The organism is Cupriavidus sp. CER-90, assembly GCF_057652055.1.
On record NZ_JBYGYM010000001.1, the window covers coordinates 794,489 to 815,052 of the forward strand.

At 68.6% G+C, this 20,564-nt stretch carries 13 protein-coding genes; 7 read left to right on the forward strand and 6 right to left on the reverse strand.

All coding sequences use genetic code 11. The annotated features are described in order from the left end of the window. Window positions 1-73: 73 nt before the first annotated feature. Entirely contained in the window at window positions 74-583 is a 510-nt protein-coding gene (locus tag AC24R4_RS03560) for a low affinity iron permease family protein (protein ID WP_487522248.1), read from the reverse strand. Between the two features lie 230 nt (window positions 584-813). Between AC24R4_RS03560 and AC24R4_RS03565 the strand changes: the two genes are divergently transcribed. Then, the gene (locus AC24R4_RS03565) at window positions 814-1,167 is read left to right on the forward strand and encodes a BON domain-containing protein (RefSeq protein ID WP_400396730.1); all 354 of its coding nucleotides are present in this window, start codon (window positions 814-816) and stop codon (window positions 1,165-1,167) included. A 105-nt stretch (window positions 1,168-1,272) separates the two neighbouring features. Here the strand turns inward: AC24R4_RS03565 and AC24R4_RS03570 are convergent, their stop codons facing one another. The 5 genes from AC24R4_RS03570 to AC24R4_RS03590 all read right to left on the reverse strand — a co-directional run bounded on the left by AC24R4_RS03570 (window position 1,273) and on the right by AC24R4_RS03590 (window position 5,400). Then, window positions 1,273-1,737 carry a PRC-barrel domain-containing protein gene (locus tag AC24R4_RS03570; RefSeq protein WP_153946003.1) on the reverse strand — a complete coding sequence of 155 codons (465 nt, stop codon included), beginning with the start codon at window positions 1,735-1,737 and terminating at the stop codon, window positions 1,273-1,275. Between the two features lie 82 nt (window positions 1,738-1,819). Continuing rightward, the gene (locus AC24R4_RS03575) at window positions 1,820-2,389 is read right to left on the reverse strand and encodes a hypothetical protein (RefSeq protein ID WP_487522249.1); all 570 of its coding nucleotides are present in this window, start codon (window positions 2,387-2,389) and stop codon (window positions 1,820-1,822) included. Window positions 2,390-2,498: 109 nt separating this feature from the next. Continuing rightward, window positions 2,499-2,831, reverse strand: a complete 333-nt coding sequence (locus AC24R4_RS03580) for a hypothetical protein (RefSeq protein ID WP_487522250.1) — start codon at window positions 2,829-2,831, stop codon at window positions 2,499-2,501. A 209-nt stretch (window positions 2,832-3,040) separates the two neighbouring features. Continuing rightward, window positions 3,041-3,862, reverse strand: coding sequence for a sensor histidine kinase (locus tag AC24R4_RS03585; protein ID WP_487522251.1), 822 nt, complete (start codon window positions 3,860-3,862; stop codon window positions 3,041-3,043). A gap of 134 nt (window positions 3,863-3,996) precedes the next feature. After that, window positions 3,997-5,400: a sigma-54-dependent transcriptional regulator gene (locus tag AC24R4_RS03590; RefSeq protein ID WP_400397250.1), complete on the reverse strand. Its 1,404-nt coding sequence runs from the start codon at window positions 5,398-5,400 to the stop codon at window positions 3,997-3,999. Between the two features lie 311 nt (window positions 5,401-5,711). On the opposite strand from AC24R4_RS03590, the gene AC24R4_RS03595 reads away from it, so the two are divergent. The 6 genes from AC24R4_RS03595 (at window position 5,712) to malQ (ending at window position 20,563) form a co-directional block, all read left to right on the forward strand. Further along, a complete protein-coding gene (locus tag AC24R4_RS03595; RefSeq protein WP_400397470.1) occupies window positions 5,712-6,728 on the forward strand; it encodes a sigma-54 interaction domain-containing protein in 1,017 nt (338 codons plus the stop codon). 335 nt (window positions 6,729-7,063) lie between these two features. After that, entirely contained in the window at window positions 7,064-10,396 is a 3,333-nt protein-coding gene (locus tag AC24R4_RS03600; protein ID WP_487522252.1) for an alpha-1,4-glucan--maltose-1-phosphate maltosyltransferase, read from the forward strand. After that, window positions 10,393-13,794: a maltose alpha-D-glucosyltransferase gene (gene treS / locus AC24R4_RS03605; protein WP_487522253.1), complete on the forward strand. Its 3,402-nt coding sequence runs from the start codon at window positions 10,393-10,395 to the stop codon at window positions 13,792-13,794. Before AC24R4_RS03600 ends, treS begins: the two co-directional genes overlap by 4 nt. Beyond that, entirely contained in the window at window positions 13,781-16,054 is a 2,274-nt protein-coding gene (gene glgB / locus AC24R4_RS03610) for a 1,4-alpha-glucan branching protein GlgB (protein WP_400395107.1), read from the forward strand. Before treS ends, glgB begins: the two co-directional genes overlap by 14 nt. A gap of 79 nt (window positions 16,055-16,133) precedes the next feature. Continuing rightward, window positions 16,134-18,281, forward strand: coding sequence for a glycogen debranching protein GlgX (glgX, locus tag AC24R4_RS03615; protein ID WP_400395108.1), 2,148 nt, complete (start codon window positions 16,134-16,136; stop codon window positions 18,279-18,281). Further along, the gene (gene malQ / locus AC24R4_RS03620; protein WP_487522254.1) at window positions 18,278-20,563 is read left to right on the forward strand and encodes a 4-alpha-glucanotransferase; all 2,286 of its coding nucleotides are present in this window, start codon (window positions 18,278-18,280) and stop codon (window positions 20,561-20,563) included. Before glgX ends, malQ begins: the two co-directional genes overlap by 4 nt. Window position 20,564: the final 1 nt, after the last annotated feature.

The window sequence follows — 20,564 nt, forward strand, 5'->3', positions numbered from 1 at the left end:
CGGGCTCCTCTGCGGCTAGGCCGCGTGTTGTCGTGTCGGCGTTTCCGGTACGGGTGTAGCCGGTTGCCTGTGGCTACGCCGCGGCAGACGCCTGGGCGTCATCAACCGGTTTGCGGCGGGCGTGCCGCACGCGGGACTTTTCGGCGTGATTCACGTTGGCTTCGTCGATCGAATGGCTGCACTTGACGCCGCCCTCCTCGTCGGCCAGTTCGGCCAGATGGCGATAGAACGTCACCAGCTGGCGCAGTTCTTCCTCGTCGAGGTCTTCGATGGACACCAGGTGATTGCTGGCCTCGCGATGCGACGCCAGCAGTTCGTTGAGCTTCAGGTGAACCGCCATGGCGTCCTTGTTCTGGCTCTGCTGGATCAGGAACACCATCAGAAAGGTGACGATGGTGGTGCCCGTATTGATCACGAGCTGCCAGGTCTCGGAATACCCGAAGAGCGGGCCGGTGACGGCCCAGGCCAGGACGACGAAGACGGCGAGCGCGAAGGCCACCGGCGAGCCGGCCTGGCGGGTTGCGGCACCGGCGAAGCGGTCGAACAGGTGAAACAGGCGGCGACGCGTGGGCTGATGTGGCATGAAACGCTCCCGTGGCAAGGCAGGACTGTCTACATTGTAGGGAGCACCCCAACGCAGTTTCAGTCGGTGGCGTCCTACAAGGATGTCATCCGGCACCGTGACATGTCGTTTTTACAAGCAACGATCCGGATACCCGGGTGCCCCGGTGGGCATGGCGATTGCGTCTCACCGGCATGCCGGACGCGGCCTTGCCGCCGCGCGCCATCACTTACCAGACGAGGACCGCCATCATGCAAACGGAAAGCGAAGCACCCCGCCGTACCAGCCCCGACGACGAAGACGAACTGCTGCGCGAGCGTGTAGGGACCTGTATCGCGGAATTTTGCGGCGGTGACATGCCGGACGGCGTGGCGGTACATGTGGTGGAACGCCGCGTGACCATCACGGGCCAGGTCGAGGACATCGACATCGCCCAGCGCATCGAAAAGGCTGCATCGACGCCGCCGGGCATCCTCGGCGTATCGAACCAGTTGACGACGCGGGTGCCGCCGCCGCGCGAAGCGCCCGGGCAGCCCACGCAGGCCACGGGCATGCGCGCCGATCCGGCAGAGAAGCCGCCTGGCCAGATCAACCACAAGGTCTAGCAACGGAGTCGGCCCCGCCCCCCGGCAAGGGAACGGGGCCGCGCGCGCCAGCCAGGCGCCGGCTGAACGCCGCGCCCGCCGACACTCCGGTTCAGTCCAGGCCGCTCAGGCCCACGGGTCGTACCGGTCCTTTTCCCAGTACGGCGAAATGCCGTAGTACTCGTGGATGCTGGTGGCCCACTGCGAATTCGCCATGGTGGGCCAGTGCTCCTTGTCGAAGCCCGGCGCCGCCTTGATGCGCTCCTTTTCTATGCCGAGCACAAAGCACTTGCGACGCGTGTCCAGCGTCAGCGCCGACCATGGCAGCGCATGGAGCTTTTCACCGATACCCAGAAAGCCGCCCATCGCCAGAACCGCATAGGCGATACGGCCGCCGAGCACGTCCAGCATGATGTGGTCGATGGTGCCGATTTCCTCGCCGGACGGATCGACCACCTTGTTGCCCTCGAGCGTGTCGGACGCCATCACGAACGGCCCGCATCCGGCCGTGGTCTGGTCAACGTCGCCAATGATAGACGCGCCGCGCGGCGGCGCACCGGCGGGCGGGGTCTGCGGGTCCATGGGCTTCATGAGCGGTTCCTCCAGGGGTGGACAGTTGAACGGCAAAGCACTGCAAAGTCAAAAGACGCCGGGCGGTGCCCAGTTCGTCCGGTTAGCGGCTCGCCGGCACCGGCGGGGCCAGCGGGTCGAAATCCTCCCAGCGGCCGTCGCGCCACTGGCCTTTCGCACGCTCGACATCGCGCGCGCCGCCACGGCGAAGTTCGCTGGCCACCAGCGCCGTGTTGGCATCACTGACATGGGCGGCCAGCAGCACGCCGGCGTGCCGCACCGGGCCCGTGCCGCGCTCGGTGCCGGCCAGCGCGCCCATCAGCGACCCGGCATAGGCACCCACGCCCGTGGCAAACGCCATGACCAGAACCAGTACCCACGGCTGCACCGACGCGGCGCCGAACCAGGCGCGAGCGGCGGCCACCAGACAGATCCCCACCGCAAAGCCCAGCGCGGCACCGATCGCGATGCCTCGCCCGGCACCGGGGCCAGCCTTGCGCGCACCGGGGTCCACGGCCTCGTCTCCCCCTATGGGGAAGGTGGCGTGCTGACCTGGCGGATTCACATAGAACATGGTCAGATCGTCCTGCCTGACGCCCTTGGCCATCAAACGTGATGCAGCAGTCTCGGCCCGGGCAAACGTTTCGAATCGTCCTGCGATGATCGTAGACATCCTGAGGCTCCGTTCAAAGGCATGTTGCAGTGCGAGGGTGGGGCAGCGATCACATCACGACCGCACGGGCGAGGAAACCGCCCTCGGCCGTTCCCGACCCCATCCCCCCTCAACGCTTCTTGTCGCCGCGATCGCTGACGCCGGTGCGATGCGCCGCGGCCTTTTCGCCTGCGGGCTGGTGTTCGCTGCCCTTCTTGAGCTTCCAGTCCACATCGTCGCGGCGCGTGGCGGTCTGACGCTCGGCATGTTCGGCAGCCCCGGGCGAAATCGGGTCACTGGCCGGGAAGGTCATGTCGAGCGATTCATCCACGGCGGCCTGGTAGGTCTTGCCGGCCTTGTCAGACTTGCCGGCCCCGGCCTTGTCCGCCGACTGGGTGGACGGCTTGTTCGACGGCTTGGCCGAAGGCTTGTGTGAACCCTTCGAAGCATGGGCATGTGACATGGCATCTCTCCTGTTCGGAATCGAATTCGGGTCCCTTGTATGCGGGGCGCCGTCTCTGAGCGATGCAAACGCCGGGCCAGCGCCGCACACCGCGCGCGCCGCCGTGGCAGGGTGCGCGCAGCGGCGCGTCATGCCGGGAATCGGACGGAAAATGTGAAGGAGAGGCCGGCGGTGGCGCTGCAGATTGTGCGCCATGCGGTAAAAAGTGCTCAGGCCGGACTGGCCGTCTTCACGCGGGGAAAGCGCACGGCAATGCAGACCGTGACGTTGTCGGTGTCGCCGCAGTTCTCGGCCGTCAGCGCGGCACCTTGCAGTTCCACCATGCGGCGGGTCAGCAGCAGCGCGGTACTCTGGCGCGGCGAATGCCCGCCCCCGGCCGGCGAGCGCCGCCCGAAGAAATCGCTCAACGCGGCAAGCCTGCCCTCGCCCCGCGAGCGTTCCACGGGCGGGCTTTCGGTGATGCGGAACTTGACGAAGTCGGGTTCGGCGCTCAGGTACACCCGTACCGATCCGCCTGCCGCCGCGCGCCAGATGCAATGGACCAGCAGATGCCGGAGCAGCGCCCCGATGCGCAGGGCGTCGCCGGGCACCGTAAAGCCGGCGCCCGTGTTGTCCTGGGCGTCCAGTGCCGCCAGGATGACCCCGCGCGCCTCGGCGGCGGCCCGTTTGTCCTCGATGGCCAGCCCCGCCAGCACGCGCAGATCGGTTTCTTCCCACGACGGGCGACGATCGTCGGCCAGCAGCCGCACCCCTTCTTCCATTTCCTCGATCAGCGCCAGTTGCTGCTGCATGCCCGAGCGCATGCCATCCAGCGCCCGCTGCGCCGGGGCCGCCAGCGAGTCGATCGAGCGGTCCAGCACATAGCTCCAGCTCTGGATCGCATTGAGCGACGACCGCAGGTCGTGCGCGGCCTGCTCGATCAGCGCACCCACCTCGCCGATGCTGCGCACGGCGGGCGGGGCGTCGTCTGGGGCACCGCCACCGGCCGAAGGCGGCACGGCAGCGGGGGGAATGCGCGGAGCGTCAGTCATGTTCAACCATCGGATCGGCAATCAATTCGGAAACCCTCATGGGTTTCACACCACGCAAGAACCATGCACTGACACCGTCAGCCTGTCTTGCGCGCCACGCCGCATGCGTACGCAGCAGCCCTGTCCGACACCGCTCATGAGGCGGCAGGCGGGCTGGCGTCGCCGCCACGTGCTGCCCGCAGCCATTCCGGCAGTTCGCCCTTGGCTGCATAGTCCTCCAGCCGGTTGTACAAAGTCTTCAAACTGATGCCCAGAATTTCCGCTGCATGCTTCTTCACGCCGGCACATTGCTCCAGCGTGGCGAAGATCAGCTGGCGGTCCGCCTCGGCCAGCGACATGCCCACCGGCACCGACACCACGGCCGTGCCGGTGCTGGGCGCGGCCGCCACCTGCAGCGGGATCTGGACCTCGGTGATGACGTCCTGGTCGGCCATGATGTAGGCGCGCTGCACGAAATTGCGCAGCTCGCGCACGTTGCCGGGCCACGAATGCATGCGCAGGCTTTCCAGCACGGCGGACGAGAACCGGCGCTGCGTGCCCTGCTCCGCGTTCAGTTGCTCCAGCATCGTGTTGGCGATCTGCACCACGTCGTCGCCCCGGGCGCGCAGCGGCGGCAGTTCGATCGGGAACACATTGAGCCGGTGATACAGGTCGGCGCGCAGCTTGCCTTCGGCCACGGCCTCCTCGGGGTTGCGGTTGGTGGCGGCCAGCACGCGGACGTCGGCGTGGGTCTCGCGGTTGGTCCCCACGCGCATGAACGAGCCGGTTTCCAGCACGCGCAGCAGTTTCACCTGCAGTTCCAGCGGCATCTCGGTGATTTCGTCGAGGAACAGCGTGCCACCGTCGGCGCGTTCGAAGTAGCCCTTGTGCTGGCGATCCGCGCCCGTGAAGCTGCCGCGTTCGTGGCCGAACATCTCGGTCTCGATCAGCGTGGGCGAGATCGCCCCGCAGTTGACGGCCAGGAACGGCTGGCGGCGGCGCGCCGACAGTTCGTGCACGGTCTGGGCGGCCAGTTCCTTGCCCGTACCGCTTTCGCCGATCAGCAGCACAGTGGCCTCGGTGGGCCCGACCTTGCTGAGCTGGTCGTAGACGGTCTGCATGGCCTCCGAGCTGCCCAGCAGGCGCCCAAAGCGCCCGTAGCGGCGCAGTTCGCCACGCAGCGAATGCACTTCGGCACGGAGTTCGCTGGTGGTGGCAATGCGCTTGAGCACCGTCTGCAGCCGCGTGACGTTGATCGGCTTGACCAGGTAGTCGGTGGCGCCCAGGCGCAACGCCTCGACGGCCGATTCCACGCTGGCATAGCCGGTGGTCAGGATCACTTCGACCCCAGCGGAGCCGACTTCGTCGAACAGTTCCATGCCGTTGCCGTCCGGCAACCGAAGATCGGCCAGGATGGCATCGGGCATGCGCCAGCCGATCTGCAGTCGCGCTTCGCGCAGGCTGTTGGCGCTGGCCGAGGAAAAGCCTTCGATCGCGACGATCTCTGCCAGCGCCGCACAGGCGTTTTCGTCGTCGTCAACGATCAGGATATGTGGCATAGGAAGGTCGGGTGGCGTCGTATGACCGGCGTCTGTTTGTCATGGGCCTGCAGGTGGCGGCTGGTTGGCCAGGGCGTATGCGGACGGCACACGCCTGAGGATAGGCTGAAGTGTAACGACCGTCCCCTGGCCACGATGCCGGTGTCCGTCTGACACGCCTGTGGGACCTTGCCGCAACAGCGTTTCAGGCTGTAGCCACCCGGCGCGTGAACAGATAGCATGATAGACATCTTCCACCATTGCGACGCGCCCGCGCGCACCGGCCGCCCCCAAAGTTTTTCCACGCCGGACCGCAGGCTCCCTCTACGCCCGTGTCAACCACCGCCACGCTCCCTTCCGGCCGTCCCGCCGCGCCGCCGCGCCCGGCGGGACGCCGCGCCGCACCCGCGCAGGTTTCGCTGCTGTGGGAAAGTACTTCGCCAGCCATGCAGCGGCTGATCGGCCAGCTGAACCGGGTGGCAGCCACCGACGTCACGATGCTTGCCGTGGGCGAAAGCGGCAGCGGCAAGGAGGTGGTGGCGCGCGCCGTGCATGAACGCAGCAGCCGCCGGTCGGGCCCGTTCGTGGCCGTCAATTGCGGCGCCATCGCGCCCACGCTGATCGAATCGGAGTTGTTCGGCCACGAGAAAGGCGGGTTCACCGGCGCGCTGGAACAAAAGGCGGGCTACTTCGAGCAGGCCCAGGGCGGCACGCTGTTCCTGGACGAAGTTACCGAAATGCCGCTGGAGATGCAGATCAAGCTGCTGCGCGTGCTGGAAAGCCGGTCGTTCCACCGCGTGGGCGGCGATGCGCCGATGATCAGCGACGTACGCATCCTGGCCGCCACCAACCGCGACCCCATGGACGCGGTGCGCGGGGGCCAGCTGCGCGAGGACTTGCTGTACCGGCTGGCCGTGTTCCCGCTGCATATTCCGCCGCTGCGCGAGCGTCCCGAGGACATCATTCCGCTGGCGCGCCATTTCCTGGACGAGTTCAACGCGATGGAGCAGACGGAAAAGTCTTTCTCTCCCGGCTCGCTGGAACGGCTGGTGCGCTACGACTGGCCCGGCAATGTGCGGGAGCTGAAGAACTCCATCTACCGCGCCTACATCCTTGCCGACCGTCAGGTCGAGATCGGCAACCCGGGCCTGGCCAGCCAGCCGCCCCGCCCCACCACCGTGGACGGCGTGGTCAGCGTGCGCGTGGGAACCACGCTGGCCGACACGCAGCGCGAAATCATCCTGGCCACCCTGGCCAAGTACGACGGCGACAAGCGCCAGGCCGCCAAGGTGCTGGGCATCAGCCTCAAGACGCTGTACAACCGTCTCGACGTGTATCGGGCGAGCTGATCGCCCGGCTTCCACGTCCGACCTTCCACCTTCTCCCCGGCGGGCCGCCTGGCGTCCGCCAGTCCACACGCCCGCCTGGCCCCGTTCGGGTGTCCTGAATGCACGCATTCCCATCAGGGCATTCCTGCGTCCCCGCCATTTCGACCCTGTATTTCTTACATCGCCCGCCCGGCAGCGGCGTTGGCGTCATCCGTGCCAACCCTTGCTGCGCCGCACTTCCAGCGCGATGCCGGCGCCCGGCGCCCGGCTGGCACGTCCTCTGCATGTCCTTATGGAATTGACATGACGCGCGCCCGCTTGTCCTACGGGGCGCCCACGGCCAGAGGACGTGTGACGTGCGCATTTGCCAAATCAACCTGACGGAATCGCGAGCCCTGGACAACGACGCCCTGGTGCGCACCGCCAGGCTCGGATTCGACCATATCCTGCTGGCCGGCTGGTCAGCTTCCCATTCCCGCCCCGACGTCCTGAAAGCGGCGTTCGAAGCGTGCCGCAAGCACGGCCTGGCGCCGCTGCTGGATCTTGCGCTGGACCGGCTTCCCAGCGACACGGCGGCCATGCATGACGGCTGGATCGATCATGCCCGCCCCGCCGGCAGCCCGGATGCCACCGACAACCACCTGCCCGGCGTTCGCGTGCGCTGGTTCGACGACGCCACGGCGGGGCAGTTGCTGGCCTGGTGGACCGCCCAGCTCGGCGATGCCCTGGCCGCAGGCGCCGCCGGCTTCTGCTGCAGGGCACCATCGCGTGTGGCGGGTCGGCACTGGGCCCAACTGATAGAGGCGCTGCAACGCGACACCCCACCGGGCGATGGCGGCAAGCCGATATTCCTGGCCTGGACCCCGGGCAGCACCCCCCAGCAGCTCGATGACCTGGCCGCCGCGCCGTTCGACGGCGCGTTCTCGTCGCTGCCATGGTGGGACTATCGCAGCGCCTGGCTGACCGAGGAAATCGCGCGCCTGCGCCGCTTTGGACGCGTGCTGGCCGCGCCCGCGCTGGCCCCTGACGGCGTTGACGTGCTGGCTGCCCGCCGGGCGTTGTGGACGGCCGCCGCCATCGGCGACGGATGGCTGGTGCCCGCCGGTTACGAGACCGGCGCCGCAGCCGCGCATGGGGCACCGGGCGCGGCGCTCGACGCGTCACCCGGCGCGCAGGCCGACGGCCATCCCGACGATATCGTCGACGCGCCTTACGACCTGACCCATGAACTGATGCAGGCCAACGCCTGGCTCGCCGCCCGCGATGACGAACCCGCCGTGGCGGTGCGACAGGTCAGCGGGCCCGATGCCCCGCTGACCGTGCTGGCCCGCGTGCCGCGCCACCTGGCCAACGGCGCCGCGGGGAAACCGGCGCTGACCGTGGTGCTGAACCCCTGCCCCGTGCAGCCTGCGTCGTTTGGCGTCGACCGGGTGCTGAGCGGCCTGCCGCAGCCGGCGGCCACCCTGACGCCCGTGAACGGCGGCCCCGGGGGCACGCTGGAAGACGGTCTCGACAACCTGAGCCCATGCAGCACGATCACGCTGCCGCCCGCCGATATCCGCCTGTTCGAGGCCGTGCCCGCGCCCGTGATCGCGACGAACGGGCGCAAGGATACGCGCAACGGCACCCGTAAATCAGCGGGACGGTCGGCCGACCGCGCGCTGGCCGCCGCCATGGAAGCGCCGCGCGTGGCCATCGAGAACCTGTCGCCGGCCACCGACAACGGCCGCTTTGCCGTGCGCCGCACCGTGGGCGAACGCGTGGAAGTCAGCGCCGATATCTGGATGGACGGTCACGACAAGCTGGCCGCCGTGGTGCTGTGGCGCGGCCCCGGCGAACAGGCGTGGCACAGGGCGCCGATGGTCCACATCGTCAACGACCGCTGGCGCGGCAGTTTCCCGATGGTGGCCATGGGTCGCCATGAATTCACGGTCGAAGCCTGGCGCGATACCTTCGCCAGCTGGCTCGACGAAGTCGGCAAGAAGCGCAAGGCCGGCGTCAATATCAAGCTGGAAATCGAGGAAGGCGCGCGCCTGGTGGCCGCCACGCTCGGCACGCCGGAAGCCAGCGCCGTCGCCGATGCCGGCGCGATCCTGGCCGACCTGTCGGCGGCGGCCGACGACGCCCTGCGCCTGGAAATCCTGCTGTCGCCGCGTACCGAGGCCGCCATGCGTGCGGCGATGGAAACCCCGGCGGGCCGTCCGTTCGCCAGCCGATATCCCACCACCATGCCGGTCGAGGCGGACCGTCTGGCCGGCCGCTTTGCCAGCTGGTACGAACTGTTCCCGCGCTCCGAGAGCGGCGACGTAAATCGGCACGGCACGTTCGACGACGTGATCCGCCGCCTGCCCGCCATTCGCGCGATGGGCTTCGACGTACTGTACTTTCCGCCGATCCACCCAATCGGGCAGGCGCACCGCAAGGGCAAGAACAACAGCCTGAAGGCCGAGCCCGGCGACGTGGGCAGCCCGTACGCGATTGGCAGCACCGAGGGCGGCCACGACGCCATCCATCCGCAGCTTGGCACGCTGGAGGACTTCCAGCGCCTGCGCCGGGCCGCCAGCGACATGGGCATCGAACTGGCGCTCGACTTCGCCATCCAGTGTTCGCCTGACCATCCCTGGCTGCGCGAGCACCCCGAGTGGTTTTCCCATCGGCCGGACGGCACGCTGCGCTATGCCGAGAATCCGCCCAAGAAGTACGAGGACATCGTCAACGTCGATTTCTATGCAGCGCCACCGGCCGGCGAGCAGCTCTGGCAGGCGCTGCGCGACGTGGTGATGTTCTGGGCCGATCAGGGCGTGCGCATTTTCCGCGTGGACAATCCGCACACCAAGCCGCTGCCGTTCTGGGAATGGATGATCGCGGACGTGCGGGCAAAACACCCCGACACGCTGTTCCTGGCCGAGGCCTTCACGCGGCCCAAGATGATGGCGCGGCTGGCCAAGCTGGGCTTTTCCCAGTCGTACACGTACTTCACCTGGCGCAACACCAAGGCCGAGCTGATCGAGTACATGACCGAGCTGACGCAAAGCCCGCTGCGCGAGTTCTATCGCCCGCACTTCTTCGTCAACACGCCCGATATCAACCCGTTCTTCCTGCACGGCGGCGAGCGCCCGGCGTTCCTGATCCGCGCCGCGCTGGCCACGCTGCTGTCGGGCCTCTGGGGCATGTACAACGGCTTCGAGGTCTGCGAGAGCGCGCCGCTGATCCTGAACGGCGTGGAGCGCGAGGAATACCTCGACTCCGAGAAGTACGAACTGCGCGTGCGCGACTGGCAGGCGCCGGGCAACATCGTGGCCGAAATCTCGCGGCTGAATCAGATCCGCGCGAGCCACCCGGCCCTGCAGAACCACCTGGGCCTGCGCTTCTATCACGCCAGCGACGATGCCGTGCTGTACTTTGCACGCTTCGTGCCCACCGGGGCCGAACACGCCGGCGCATTTGGCGACGACGTGCTGCTGGCCGCCATCAGCCTGGATCCGCGCGCCGCGCGCGAGACCGACATCGAACTGCCGCTATGGGAATGGGGCCTGCCGGACAATGCCGCGCTGGACGCCGAGGACCAGATGTTCGGCACGCGCTTCACGTGGCACGGCAAGCGCCAGCACATCCGCCTGAATCCGCACGAACTGCCGTTCGCGCTCTGGCACGTCAGGCCTCAACAACAACCGGGAGACACGGCATGAAGCGACTCTCCGAGGGCGCCAACGCCGCACTGCTCAACGCCGACCCGCTCTGGTACAAGGACGCGGTGATCTACCAGTTGCACATCAAGTCGTTCTACGACGCCAATGGCGACGGCGTGGGCGACTTTGCCGGGCTGCATGCCAAGCTGGACTACCTGGTCAGCCTGGGCGTCGATACGATCTGGCTGCTGCCGTTCTACCCGTCGCCACGCCGTGACGATGGCTACGACATTGCCGACTACCGCAACGTCCACCCCGACTACGGCACGCTGGCCGAGGCCCGGCGGTTCGTGTCCGCGGCGCATGCCCGCGGCCTGCGCGTGGTCACCGAGCTGGTCATCAACCACACGTCCGACCAGCACCCGTGGTTCCAGCGCGCGCGCCGGGCCAAGCCCGGGTCCGCCGCCCGCAACTATTACGTGTGGTCCGACAACGACCAGAAGTACGCCGGCACCCGCATCATCTTCTGCGATACCGAGAAGTCCAACTGGAGCTGGGACCCCGAGGCCGGCGCGTATTTCTGGCATCGCTTCTACTCGCATCAGCCGGACCTGAACTTCGACAATCCGCAGGTGCTTAACGAAGTGCTGTCGGTCATGCGGTTCTGGCTCGACATCGGCATCGACGGCCTGCGCCTTGACGCGGTGCCTTACCTGGTGGAGCGCGAAGGCACCAGCAACGAGAACCTGCCCGAGACGCACGCGGTGATCCGCAAGATCCGCCGCCACCTGGATGAACGGTATCCGGGCCGCATGCTGCTGGCCGAGGCCAACATGTGGCCCGAGGACGCCCAGCAGTATTTCGGCGGGGCCAGCGGCGGCGGCACCGCCGACACCACCGGCGCCGCCAGCCCGGACGGCGGCATCCAGGGCGACGAATGCCATATGTCGTTCCACTTCCCGCTGATGCCACGCATGTACATGGCCATCGCGCGCGAGGACCGGTTCCCGATCACCGACATCATGCGGCAGACCCCCGAGGTGCCGCCGAACTGCCAGTGGGCGATCTTCCTGCGCAACCACGACGAACTGACGCTCGAAATGGTAACCAGCAGCGAGCGCGACTACCTGTGGGAGGTCTACGCTTCGGATCGCCGCGCCCGCATCAACCTGGGCATCCGCCGGCGGCTGGCGCCGCTCATGGAACGCGACCGCCGCCGCATCGAACTGATGAACAGCCTGCTGTTCTCGATGCCGGGCACGCCCGTGATCTACTACGGCGACGAAATCGGCATGGGGGACAACATTCACCTGGGCGACCGCGACGGCGTGCGCACGCCGATGCAGTGGTCGCCGGACCGCAACGGCGGCTTCTCGCACGCCGACCCCGAGCGCCTGGTGCTGCCGCCGCTGCAGGGTCCGCTGTACGGCTACGAGGCCGTCAATGTCGAAGCGCAAACGCGCGACCCGCATTCGCTGCTGAACTGGATGCGCCGCATGCTGGCGCTGCGCCGCCAGCACCGCGCCTTTGGCCGCGGCACGTTGCGCTTTCTGTTTCCGGGCAATCGCAAGATCCTGGCGTACCTGCGCGAATACGACGGCGAGCACATCCTGTGCGTGGCCAACCTGTCGCGCGCGCCGCAGGCCGTGGAACTCGACCTGTCGCAGTTCAATGGCCGCGTGCCCGTCGAAATGCTCGGCGCCACGCCCTTTCCCGCCATCGGCCAGCTGACTTACCTGCTCACGCTGCCGCCGTATGGCTTCTACTGGTTCGTGCTGAGCGAGGACGCGCAGCCGCCGTCATGGCACGTCAACGCACCGGAGCAGATGGTGGATCAGGTCACGCTGGTGCTGCAAAATCTTGGCGGACGTTCCGAACTGACCGACGCGGCGCGCCGCGTGCTGACCACCGAGGTCCTGCCGAACTACCTGGCGCGGCGCCGCTGGTTCGCATCCAAGGGCGAACGCATCGAGCGCGTGAACGTGGCCTATGCGTGGCCCGTGGCCCGCGTGGGCAACAGCGAGGAGGTCTGGCACTGCGAGGTCGAGGTATCGCTGCCGGGCCGCACCGAGTGCTACCAGTTGCCGGTGGCCCTGCTGTGGGACCGTGAAAATACCGATGGCATGTCGCAACTGATGACGGGCCTGTCGATGGCCCGCATCCGGCGCGGCGCCCGCGTGGGCGTGGCCACCGACGGCTTCGTGGTGGAATCCTACGCCCGCGCCGTGGTGCAGTCGCTGCGGGACAACGTCAGCGCCGAAACCCCGCACGGCACCATCCGTTACCTGGCCGAACCGGGGCTGTCCGAGGCCCCGCTCGAAGACGAGCCAGTACAGTGGATGTCGGCCGAACAATCGAACAGTTCACTGGCGTTCGGCAACACGGGGGTACTGAAGCTGGTGCGGCGCGTGGCCGGGGGCATCCACCCCGAAGCCGAGATGACGCGCTACCTGACCAGCCACGGCTACACCCATTCGGCACCGTTGCTGGGCGAAGTCGTTCGCACCGGCGCCGATGGCACGCCGCACACGCTGATGCTGCTGCAGGGCTACATCCTCAACCAGGGCGACGGTTGGGACTGGACGCTGGACTATCTGGGCCGGTCGATCGACGATGCCCTGCCGGCGGCCGAAACCGGCAACGAGGACGAGTTCGGCGAAGCCATGGCCGGCTACGCCACCATGGTCGGCACGCTTGGCAGGCGCCTGGCCGAACTGCATGCGGTCCTGGCGCAGCCGACCGATGAAGACGCATTCGCGCCGGTACCCGCCACCGAGGCGCAGGCTATCGACTGGGCAGAGGAAGCCCTGCGCTCGCTGGAGGAGGCACTGGGACTGCTCGAAGCGCGCCGCGCCAATGCCACGGGCACGTTCGCCGCGGACATCGACACGCTGCTGGCCGCGCGCGGCCAGCTGCCGCATCTGGTGTCGCGCCTGGCCGCCGCCGCGCCCGACAGCCTGCAAACCCGCATTCACGGCGACTTCCACCTGGGTCAGGTGCTGATCGCCCAGAACGACACCTACCTGGTGGACTTCGAAGGCGAGCCGCGCCAGCCGCTGGCGTTCCGCCGGCGCAAGACCTCGCCGCTGCGCGACGTGGCCGGGCTGCTGCGGTCCATCGACTACGCCGCCGCCACGGTCGGCACGGACCGCCAGGAGCGCACGCACGCCGCGCTGCCGCCGGCACAGGCGGATCGCCGTGCCGCGCTGCTGGATCGCTTCCGCAACACCGCCGGCGAAGCGTTCCTGAACTGCTACCAGCAGGCCATGTCGGCCGCGCCCCAGCCCTGGGCCGCCGCCGGCCAGCTGCAACCGCTGCTGCACCTGTTCCTGCTGGAGCGCGCTGCCTATGAAGTGGGTTACGAGGCGGCCAACCGCGTGGCCTGGATCGACCTGCCGACCAGTGGCCTGGCGCGCCTGGTCCGCAAGCTGCTGGGAGACGACCATGGCCAGGAATGATGCCGCCGCGCTTGCATTACCGGCGCCGACGCTGCCCGGGCCGGTCATCGATGCGTTGCGCGAGGCGCGCCTGGCCGATCCGTTCGGCGTACTGGGCCCCCACCGCGACGAACACGGCGTGGTGGTACGCACCATCGTGCCCGGCGCGGCAGCCGTCCAGCTGACCCGCGCCGATGGCGAATTCCTGGCCGACATGGTCCGGTTGCACGCCGACGGCGTGTTTGCCGGCCGCCTGCCCGGCTTCGAAGGCCGGCAACCGGCCGCCCCCGACTACCGGCTGCGCATCCGCTGGCCGGACGGCAGCGAGCAGTTCGGCGCGGACCCGTATGCGTTCGGGCTGCTGCTGGGCGAACTCGACCTGCACCTGTTCAACGAGGGCCGTCACCTGGAACTTGGCAAGTGCCTGGGCGCGCAATGCCTGACGATCGACGGTGAGCCGGGTGTCCGGTTTGCCGTGTGGGCGCCGAATGCGCGGCGCGTGTCCGTGATTGGCGACTTCAATGGCTGGAACGCGGCGCGGCATCCCATGCGCCTGCGCCACGGCGCGGGTATCTGGGAACTGTTCGTCCCGCAGGGCATGGGCGTCGGGCCGGGCAGCCGGTACAAGTACGACATGACCGGCCCGCATGGCGAAGTGCTGCCCGACAAGGCCGATCCGGTGGCGCAAGCCACCGAACTGCCGCCGGCCACCGCGTCGGTGGTGGCGTGCGCCGGGCATGCCGCGCCGCCGTTCCGCTGGAACGATGCCGCGTGGATGGAACAGCGTGCCCGCACCGACCCCCACGCCGCGCCGATGTCGGTCTACGAACTGCACGTGATGTCCTGGCAGCGCGCAGCCAACGACAGCGGCCGGGGCTGGGAAATCCTGGCCGAGCGGCTGGTGCCCTATGTGCGCGACCTCGGCTTCACGCATATCGAGCTGCTGCCCATCACCGAGCACCCGTTCGGGGGATCGTGGGGCTACCAGCCGCTGTCGCTGTTCGCGCCCACGGCGCGCCTGGGATCGCCCGAACAGTTCGCGTCGTTCATCGACCGCTGCCACCAGGCCGGCATCGGCGTGATCCTGGACTGGGTGCCGGCGCACTTTCCGACCGACCCCCACGGGCTGGCGATGTTCGACGGCACGGCGCTGTATGAACACCAGGACCCGCGCGAGGGCTATCACCAGGACTGGAACACGCTGATCTACAACCTGGGCCGCAACGAGGTGCGCGGCTTCCTGCTGGCCAATGCCGTCCACTGGCTCGAACACTTCCATGCCGACGCGCTGCGCGTGGATGCGGTGGCGTCGATGCTCTATCGCGACTACAGCCGCAAGTCGGGCCAGTGGGTGCCAAACCGTTTTGGCGGCCGCGAGAACCTGGAATCGGTGGCCTTCCTGCGCGAGATGAACACCGTGGTGCACGAACGCTGTCCCGGCGCGCTGACCATCGCCGAGGAATCCACCGCCTGGCCCGGCGTCACGGCCAGTGTGGAATCGGGCGGACTGGGCTTCAATTTCAAGTGGAACATGGGCTGGATGCACGACACGCTGCGCTACCTTGGGCACGAGCCGATCCATCGCCCCTGGCACCACGGCGACATGACGTTCGGCATGGTCTACGCGTGGTCGGAGGCGTTCGTGCTGCCGCTGTCCCACGACGAGGTGGTGCATGGCAAGGGATCGATGATCGGCAAGGCGCCCGGGGACGACTGGCAGCGATTTGCCAACCTGCGCGCGTACTACGGCTTCATGTGGACCCACCCCGGCAAGAAGCTGCTGTTCATGGGCGGCGAGTTCGCGCAGTGGCGCGAATGGAACCATGACGACGAGCTGGACTGGGCGCTGCTGGACCAGCCCGCCCATCGCGGCGTGCATTCGCTGGTGCGCGACCTGAACCGCCTGTACCGCGACCTGCCCGCGCTGCACGCGATGGACCATCGGCCTGAAGGCTTCCAGTGGATCGTGGGCGACGACCACCAGAACAGCGTGTTCGCCTACCTGCGGCGCGCCGCGCCCGACAGCCAGGACGTGGTGCTGGTCGTCGTCAACATGACGCCGGTGCCGCGCCATGGCTACCGCCTGGGTGTGCCGTTCGCCGGGACATGGGAGGAATGCCTGAACACCGACGCCGAAATCTATGGCGGCAGCAATCTGGGCAATGGCGGGCGCGTGCAGGCCGACGCAACGCCATCGCACGGCCAGCCCGCGTCGTTCTCGCTGACCCTGCCGCCGCTGGCCACGCTGATTCTGCGGTATGCGCCGGAGCATGCCCGGTGACACCGGAGCGCGCGCTGCCCGCGCGGCGGGCCATGACGACAACCGACAACCATAACCAGAACAACGAGGAGCTTTACGCATGGCGAGCCTTACCGTTGATCGCCTGCTGCCCGGCAAGCCGTATCCGCTTGGCGCCCATTGGGACGGACTCGGCGTCAATTTCGCGGTGTTCTCCGCGAACGCCAGCCGCATCGACCTGTGCCTGTTCTCGCCAAACGGGCGCAAGGAAGTGCAGCGCCTGGCGCTGCCCGAATGTACCGACGAGATCTGGCATGGCTACCTGCCGCACGCCCAGCCGGGCCTGCAATACGGCTTCCGCGCGTTCGGGCCCTACGAACCCACGCGCGGCCACCGCTTCAACCCGCACAAGCTGCTGCTTGACCCCTACGCCCGTGCGCTGAGCGGGCCGGTGCGATGGTCCGATGCGCTGTTTGGCTACCGCCTCAACAGCCCGCGCGCCGACCTCACGCCCGACCGCCGCGACAGCGCGCCGACGATGCCCAAGGCGGTCGTCATCGACGAGAGCTTCAACTGGGGCGATGACCGGCCGCCCCAACAGCCGTGGGCCACGACCTCGATCTACGAGGTGCACGTGCGCGGCGTGTCGATGCTGCGCGAGGACGTGCTGCCGCAATACCGCGGCACCTTTGCCGCGCTGGCCGATCCGCGCTTCATCGAGCACCTGCTCAAGCTGGGCGTCACGGCGATCGAACTGCTGCCCGTCCACGCGTTCCTGCAGGATCGCTTCCTGATCGAGCGCGGCCTGCGCAACTACTGGGGCTACAACACGCTGGCATTCTTTGCCCCCGAGCCGCTCTACCTGTCCGGCCGCCAGCACCACGAGGTGAAGATCGCGATCCGGCGCCTGCACGCGGCCGGCATCGAGGTGATTCTGGACGTGGTCTACAACCACACGTGCGAGGGCAACGAACTGGGGCCCACGATGTCGTGGCGCGGGCTGGACAATGCCAGCTACTACCGGCTGATACCCGGCGACGAGCGCCATTACATCAACGACACCGGCTGCGGCAACACGCTGAACCTGTCGCACCCGCGCGTGCTGCAGATGGTCATGGACTCGCTGCGCTACTGGACGGAAGTGTTCCACGTGGACGGCTTCCGCTTCGACCTGGGCAGCACGCTGGGCCGCGAAAGCAACGGCTTCGATCCCGGGTCTGGCTTCTTCGACGCCATCCTGCAAGACCCGGTGCTGTCACGCGTGAAGCTGATCTCCGAGCCCTGGGACCTGGGCCCCGGCGGCTACCAGGTGGGCAACCACCCGCCCGGCTTTGCCGAATGGAACGACAAGTTCCGCGACAACGTGCGCCGCTTCTGGCGCGGCGACGCGGGCCAGCGCGGCGAACTGGCGGCGCGGCTGACCGGCTCGGCCGACCTGTTCGACCGCCGCCACCGCAAGCCGTGGGCCAGCGTCAACTTCATCACCGCGCACGACGGCTTCACGCTGGCCGATGTGGTCAGCTATGCGCACAAGCACAACGAGGCCAACCACGAGGACAACCGCGACGGCAACGACGACAACGCCAGCGCCAACTGGAGCCCGGACGGCAGCATCGAAGGCCCCACCGACGACGAGGCCGTGCTGGAAACGCGCGCCCGGGTGGCACGCGCCATCATGGCCACGCTGCTGCTGTCGCAAGGCACGCCAATGATCACGGCCGGCGACGAATGGGGACGCAGCCAGCAGGGCAACAACAACGCCTACTGCCAGGACAACGAGCTGTCGTGGCTGAACTGGGACGATGCCGCCCATCCTTCCAATGCGCCGATGGGCCAGGTGGTCAGCCGCCTGCTGGCGCTGCGCCGCCGGTTGCCGGTACTGACCGAGAACCGCTTCGTCCATGGCCGCTCGCAGCCAGCGCCGGGCCTGGCCGATATTGCGTGGTTCGGACCCGACGGCAACGAACTGACCAGCGAGCAGTGGGCCAATCCCGAAGACCGTACGCTGGCGCTGCGCCGCGCCACGCACTGCCCCGAGGAAGAGGTGGAGGTCATCGTGCTGTGCCTGAACGCCAGCCACGAGGACGTGGTCTTTCGCATGCCGGCGCCGGGCGAGGACTGGCATCTGCTGTTCGACAGCACCGCGCCCGACCTGGAAGACGAACCCGTGGCGCTCGACGACGAAGGCCGACCCGCGTACAAGGTGCCGGCGCGCGGCCTGGCGCTGCTGTCCGCCGCGGTGCCCAAGGACGAGGATCCCTCGCGATGAGTCACGACGACGCGCTGCAACGGCTGGCTGAACGCGCGGGGCTGCAGGTGCGTTGGCGCGACGCGTGGAACCAGCCGCAGACGCTGTCGCCGGAAGCCCTGCGCACGGTGCTGACCGCGCTGGACCTGCCCTGCGGCACGGCCGGCGAGTGCGAGGCATCGCGCGCCCGGCTGGCCGCCGACGACGCGGCGCACGCGCTGCCGCCGCTAATCACCGCGGACCAGGGCAGGCCCGTGGTCGTGCCATGGGCACACCCGCTGCCGGAGCGGCCTTATCGCCTGGAATGCGAGGACGGCTCAATCATCGAGGGCATCGCCCGGCGCACCGGCGACGGCACGCTGCAAATCGCGCCGGTCTCGCAATGGGGTTACCACTACCTGCTGCTGGGCGATGTGGCTACCACGCTGGCGGTGGCGCCGCCGCGCTGCTTCAGCGTGGCCGACGCGCTCGCGGCGTCGCCGCGCCCGGTGCTGGCAAGCAAGCCCTGGGGGCTGTCGGTCCAGCTGTACGGGCTACGGCGCGGCGCCGATGCCGGCATTGGCGACCTGACCACGCTGGCGCTGACTGCCGAGGCGGCGGCAGGCGCCGGTGCCGACGCCATCGCCATCAATCCGTTGCATGCGGGATTTCCGGCACTGCCCGAGCGTTTCAGCCCTTACTCGCCGTCCAGCCGCATCTTTTTCAACCCGCTCTACGCCGACCCGGCGCGCATCTTTGGCCAGGCCGCCGTGGACCACGCGGTGGCAACCCTGGGCATCGGCGCGGCACTGGCCGAAGCCGAGCGGCGCACCGAGATCGACTGGCCGGCCGTCGCCCACGTGCGGCTGCGGTTGCTGCACTGGCTCTGGCAGCATCACGACACCCTGCTGTCCGCCGTGCAGAAGCAGGCATTCGCGGCATTCCGCGCGCGCGGCGGCAAGGCATTGCTGGCGCACGCCACGTTCGAAACCATCCAGGCCGAACGGCTGGCCGCCGCGGCCGACGGTGACGCCGCCCGCGACGCCGCCGACTGGCGACGCTGGCCGGCGTCGCTACGCCACCCCGATGGCGCGGCAGCCGCTGCCATTGCCACAAGCGCCGCCGACGCCATCGGCTATCACGCCTTCCTGCAATGGCTGGCCGCCGATGGCCTGGACGACGCGCAGCAGCGTGCGCGCGCGGCAGGCATGGCGATTGGCGTGATCGCAGACCTTGCCGTCGGCACCGACCCCGGCGGCAGCCACGCGTGGACGCGCCAGGCCGAGATCCTCAACGGCTTCCACGCCGGCGCCCCGCCCGACCTGTACAACCCGCTGGGGCAGGACTGGGGCGTGGCCGTATTCTCGCCACGCGGCCTGCGCCGCAACGGCTATGCCGCCTTCATCGAAATGCTGCGCGCCAATCTGGCCCACGCCGGCGGCCTGCGCATCGACCATGTGCTGGGTCTGGCGCGCATGTGGCTGGTGCCCGAAGGGGCGCCCGCCAGCGCCGGCGCCTATCTTACCTATCCGCTCGACGACCTGCTGCGCCTGGTGGCCATCGAGTCCTGGCGGCACCGCGCGATCATCATCGGCGAGAACCTTGGCACGGTGCCGGAGACGCTCGATACCGCACTGGCCGCGCGTGGCGTGCTGGGCATCGACGTGCTGTGGTTCGTGCGCGAGGCGGACGAGGCGGACGAGGCAGACGCGGCGGACGAGGCGGACGGCGATCGCGCCGCCGCCGATGCCCGGCCGGACACGCCACCCTCGCCACCCGCGCAGGCGCCCGGCGAAACCGCTGCCGCGGCCGGGCCGGCCTGCCCCGCATTCCTGCAGCCCGATCGCTGGCCCGCGCTGGCCGTGGCCACCACGACCACGCACGACCTGCCGACCATCGCGGGCTGGTGGGCGGGCCGCGACATTGCCTGGCGCGCCCGGCTGCACCAGCTGGCCGCCGACGAGACCGAGGCCGGCCTGATGGCGCTGCGCTCTGCCGAGCGCAGCGCGCTGTGGCAAGCCATGCGCGACGCAGGCGTGGCGCACGGCGCCGAGCCGCCCGCCGACACCGCGCCCGTGGAAACCGTGCTGCGCTGGCTGCATCGCACTGCTACCCCGCTGCGGCTGGTGCCGGTGGAAGACCTGCTGGCGCTGCGTGAACAGCCGAACCTGCCGGGGACGGTCTCCGGCCATCCAAACTGGCAACGGCGACTGGACGCCGATCCGCGCGACCTGTTCACGCGCCCCGAGGTGGCGCGGCGGGTGGCGGCACTGCGCGACGGGGACGCGCTGGAAAGCAGCGGGGGCGGAGACAGCGATGCGTGAC

Bases quoted from the DNA above. Each gene is read 5' to 3' on its own strand.
- treS (WP_487522253.1), top strand. From the start codon at position 10,393: ATGAAGCGACTCTCCGAGGGCGCCAACGCCGCACTGCTCAACGCCGAC.
- AC24R4_RS03570 (WP_153946003.1), bottom strand. From the start codon at position 1,737: ATGAAGCCCATGGACCCGCAGACCCCGCCCGCCGGTGCGCCGCCGCGC.
- glgB (WP_400395107.1), top strand. From the start codon at position 13,781: ATGGCCAGGAATGATGCCGCCGCGCTTGCATTACCGGCGCCGACGCTG.
- AC24R4_RS03565 (WP_400396730.1), top strand. From the start codon at position 814: ATGCAAACGGAAAGCGAAGCACCCCGCCGTACCAGCCCCGACGACGAA.
- AC24R4_RS03560 (WP_487522248.1), bottom strand. From the start codon at position 583: ATGCCACATCAGCCCACGCGTCGCCGCCTGTTTCACCTGTTCGACCGC.
- AC24R4_RS03580 (WP_487522250.1), bottom strand. From the start codon at position 2,831: ATGTCACATGCCCATGCTTCGAAGGGTTCACACAAGCCTTCGGCCAAG.
- AC24R4_RS03590 (WP_400397250.1), bottom strand. From the start codon at position 5,400: ATGCCACATATCCTGATCGTTGACGACGACGAAAACGCCTGTGCGGCG.
- AC24R4_RS03575 (WP_487522249.1), bottom strand. From the start codon at position 2,389: ATGTCTACGATCATCGCAGGACGATTCGAAACGTTTGCCCGGGCCGAG.
- glgX (WP_400395108.1), top strand. From the start codon at position 16,134: ATGGCGAGCCTTACCGTTGATCGCCTGCTGCCCGGCAAGCCGTATCCG.
- malQ (WP_487522254.1), top strand. From the start codon at position 18,278: ATGAGTCACGACGACGCGCTGCAACGGCTGGCTGAACGCGCGGGGCTG.
- AC24R4_RS03585 (WP_487522251.1), bottom strand. From the start codon at position 3,862: ATGACTGACGCTCCGCGCATTCCCCCCGCTGCCGTGCCGCCTTCGGCC.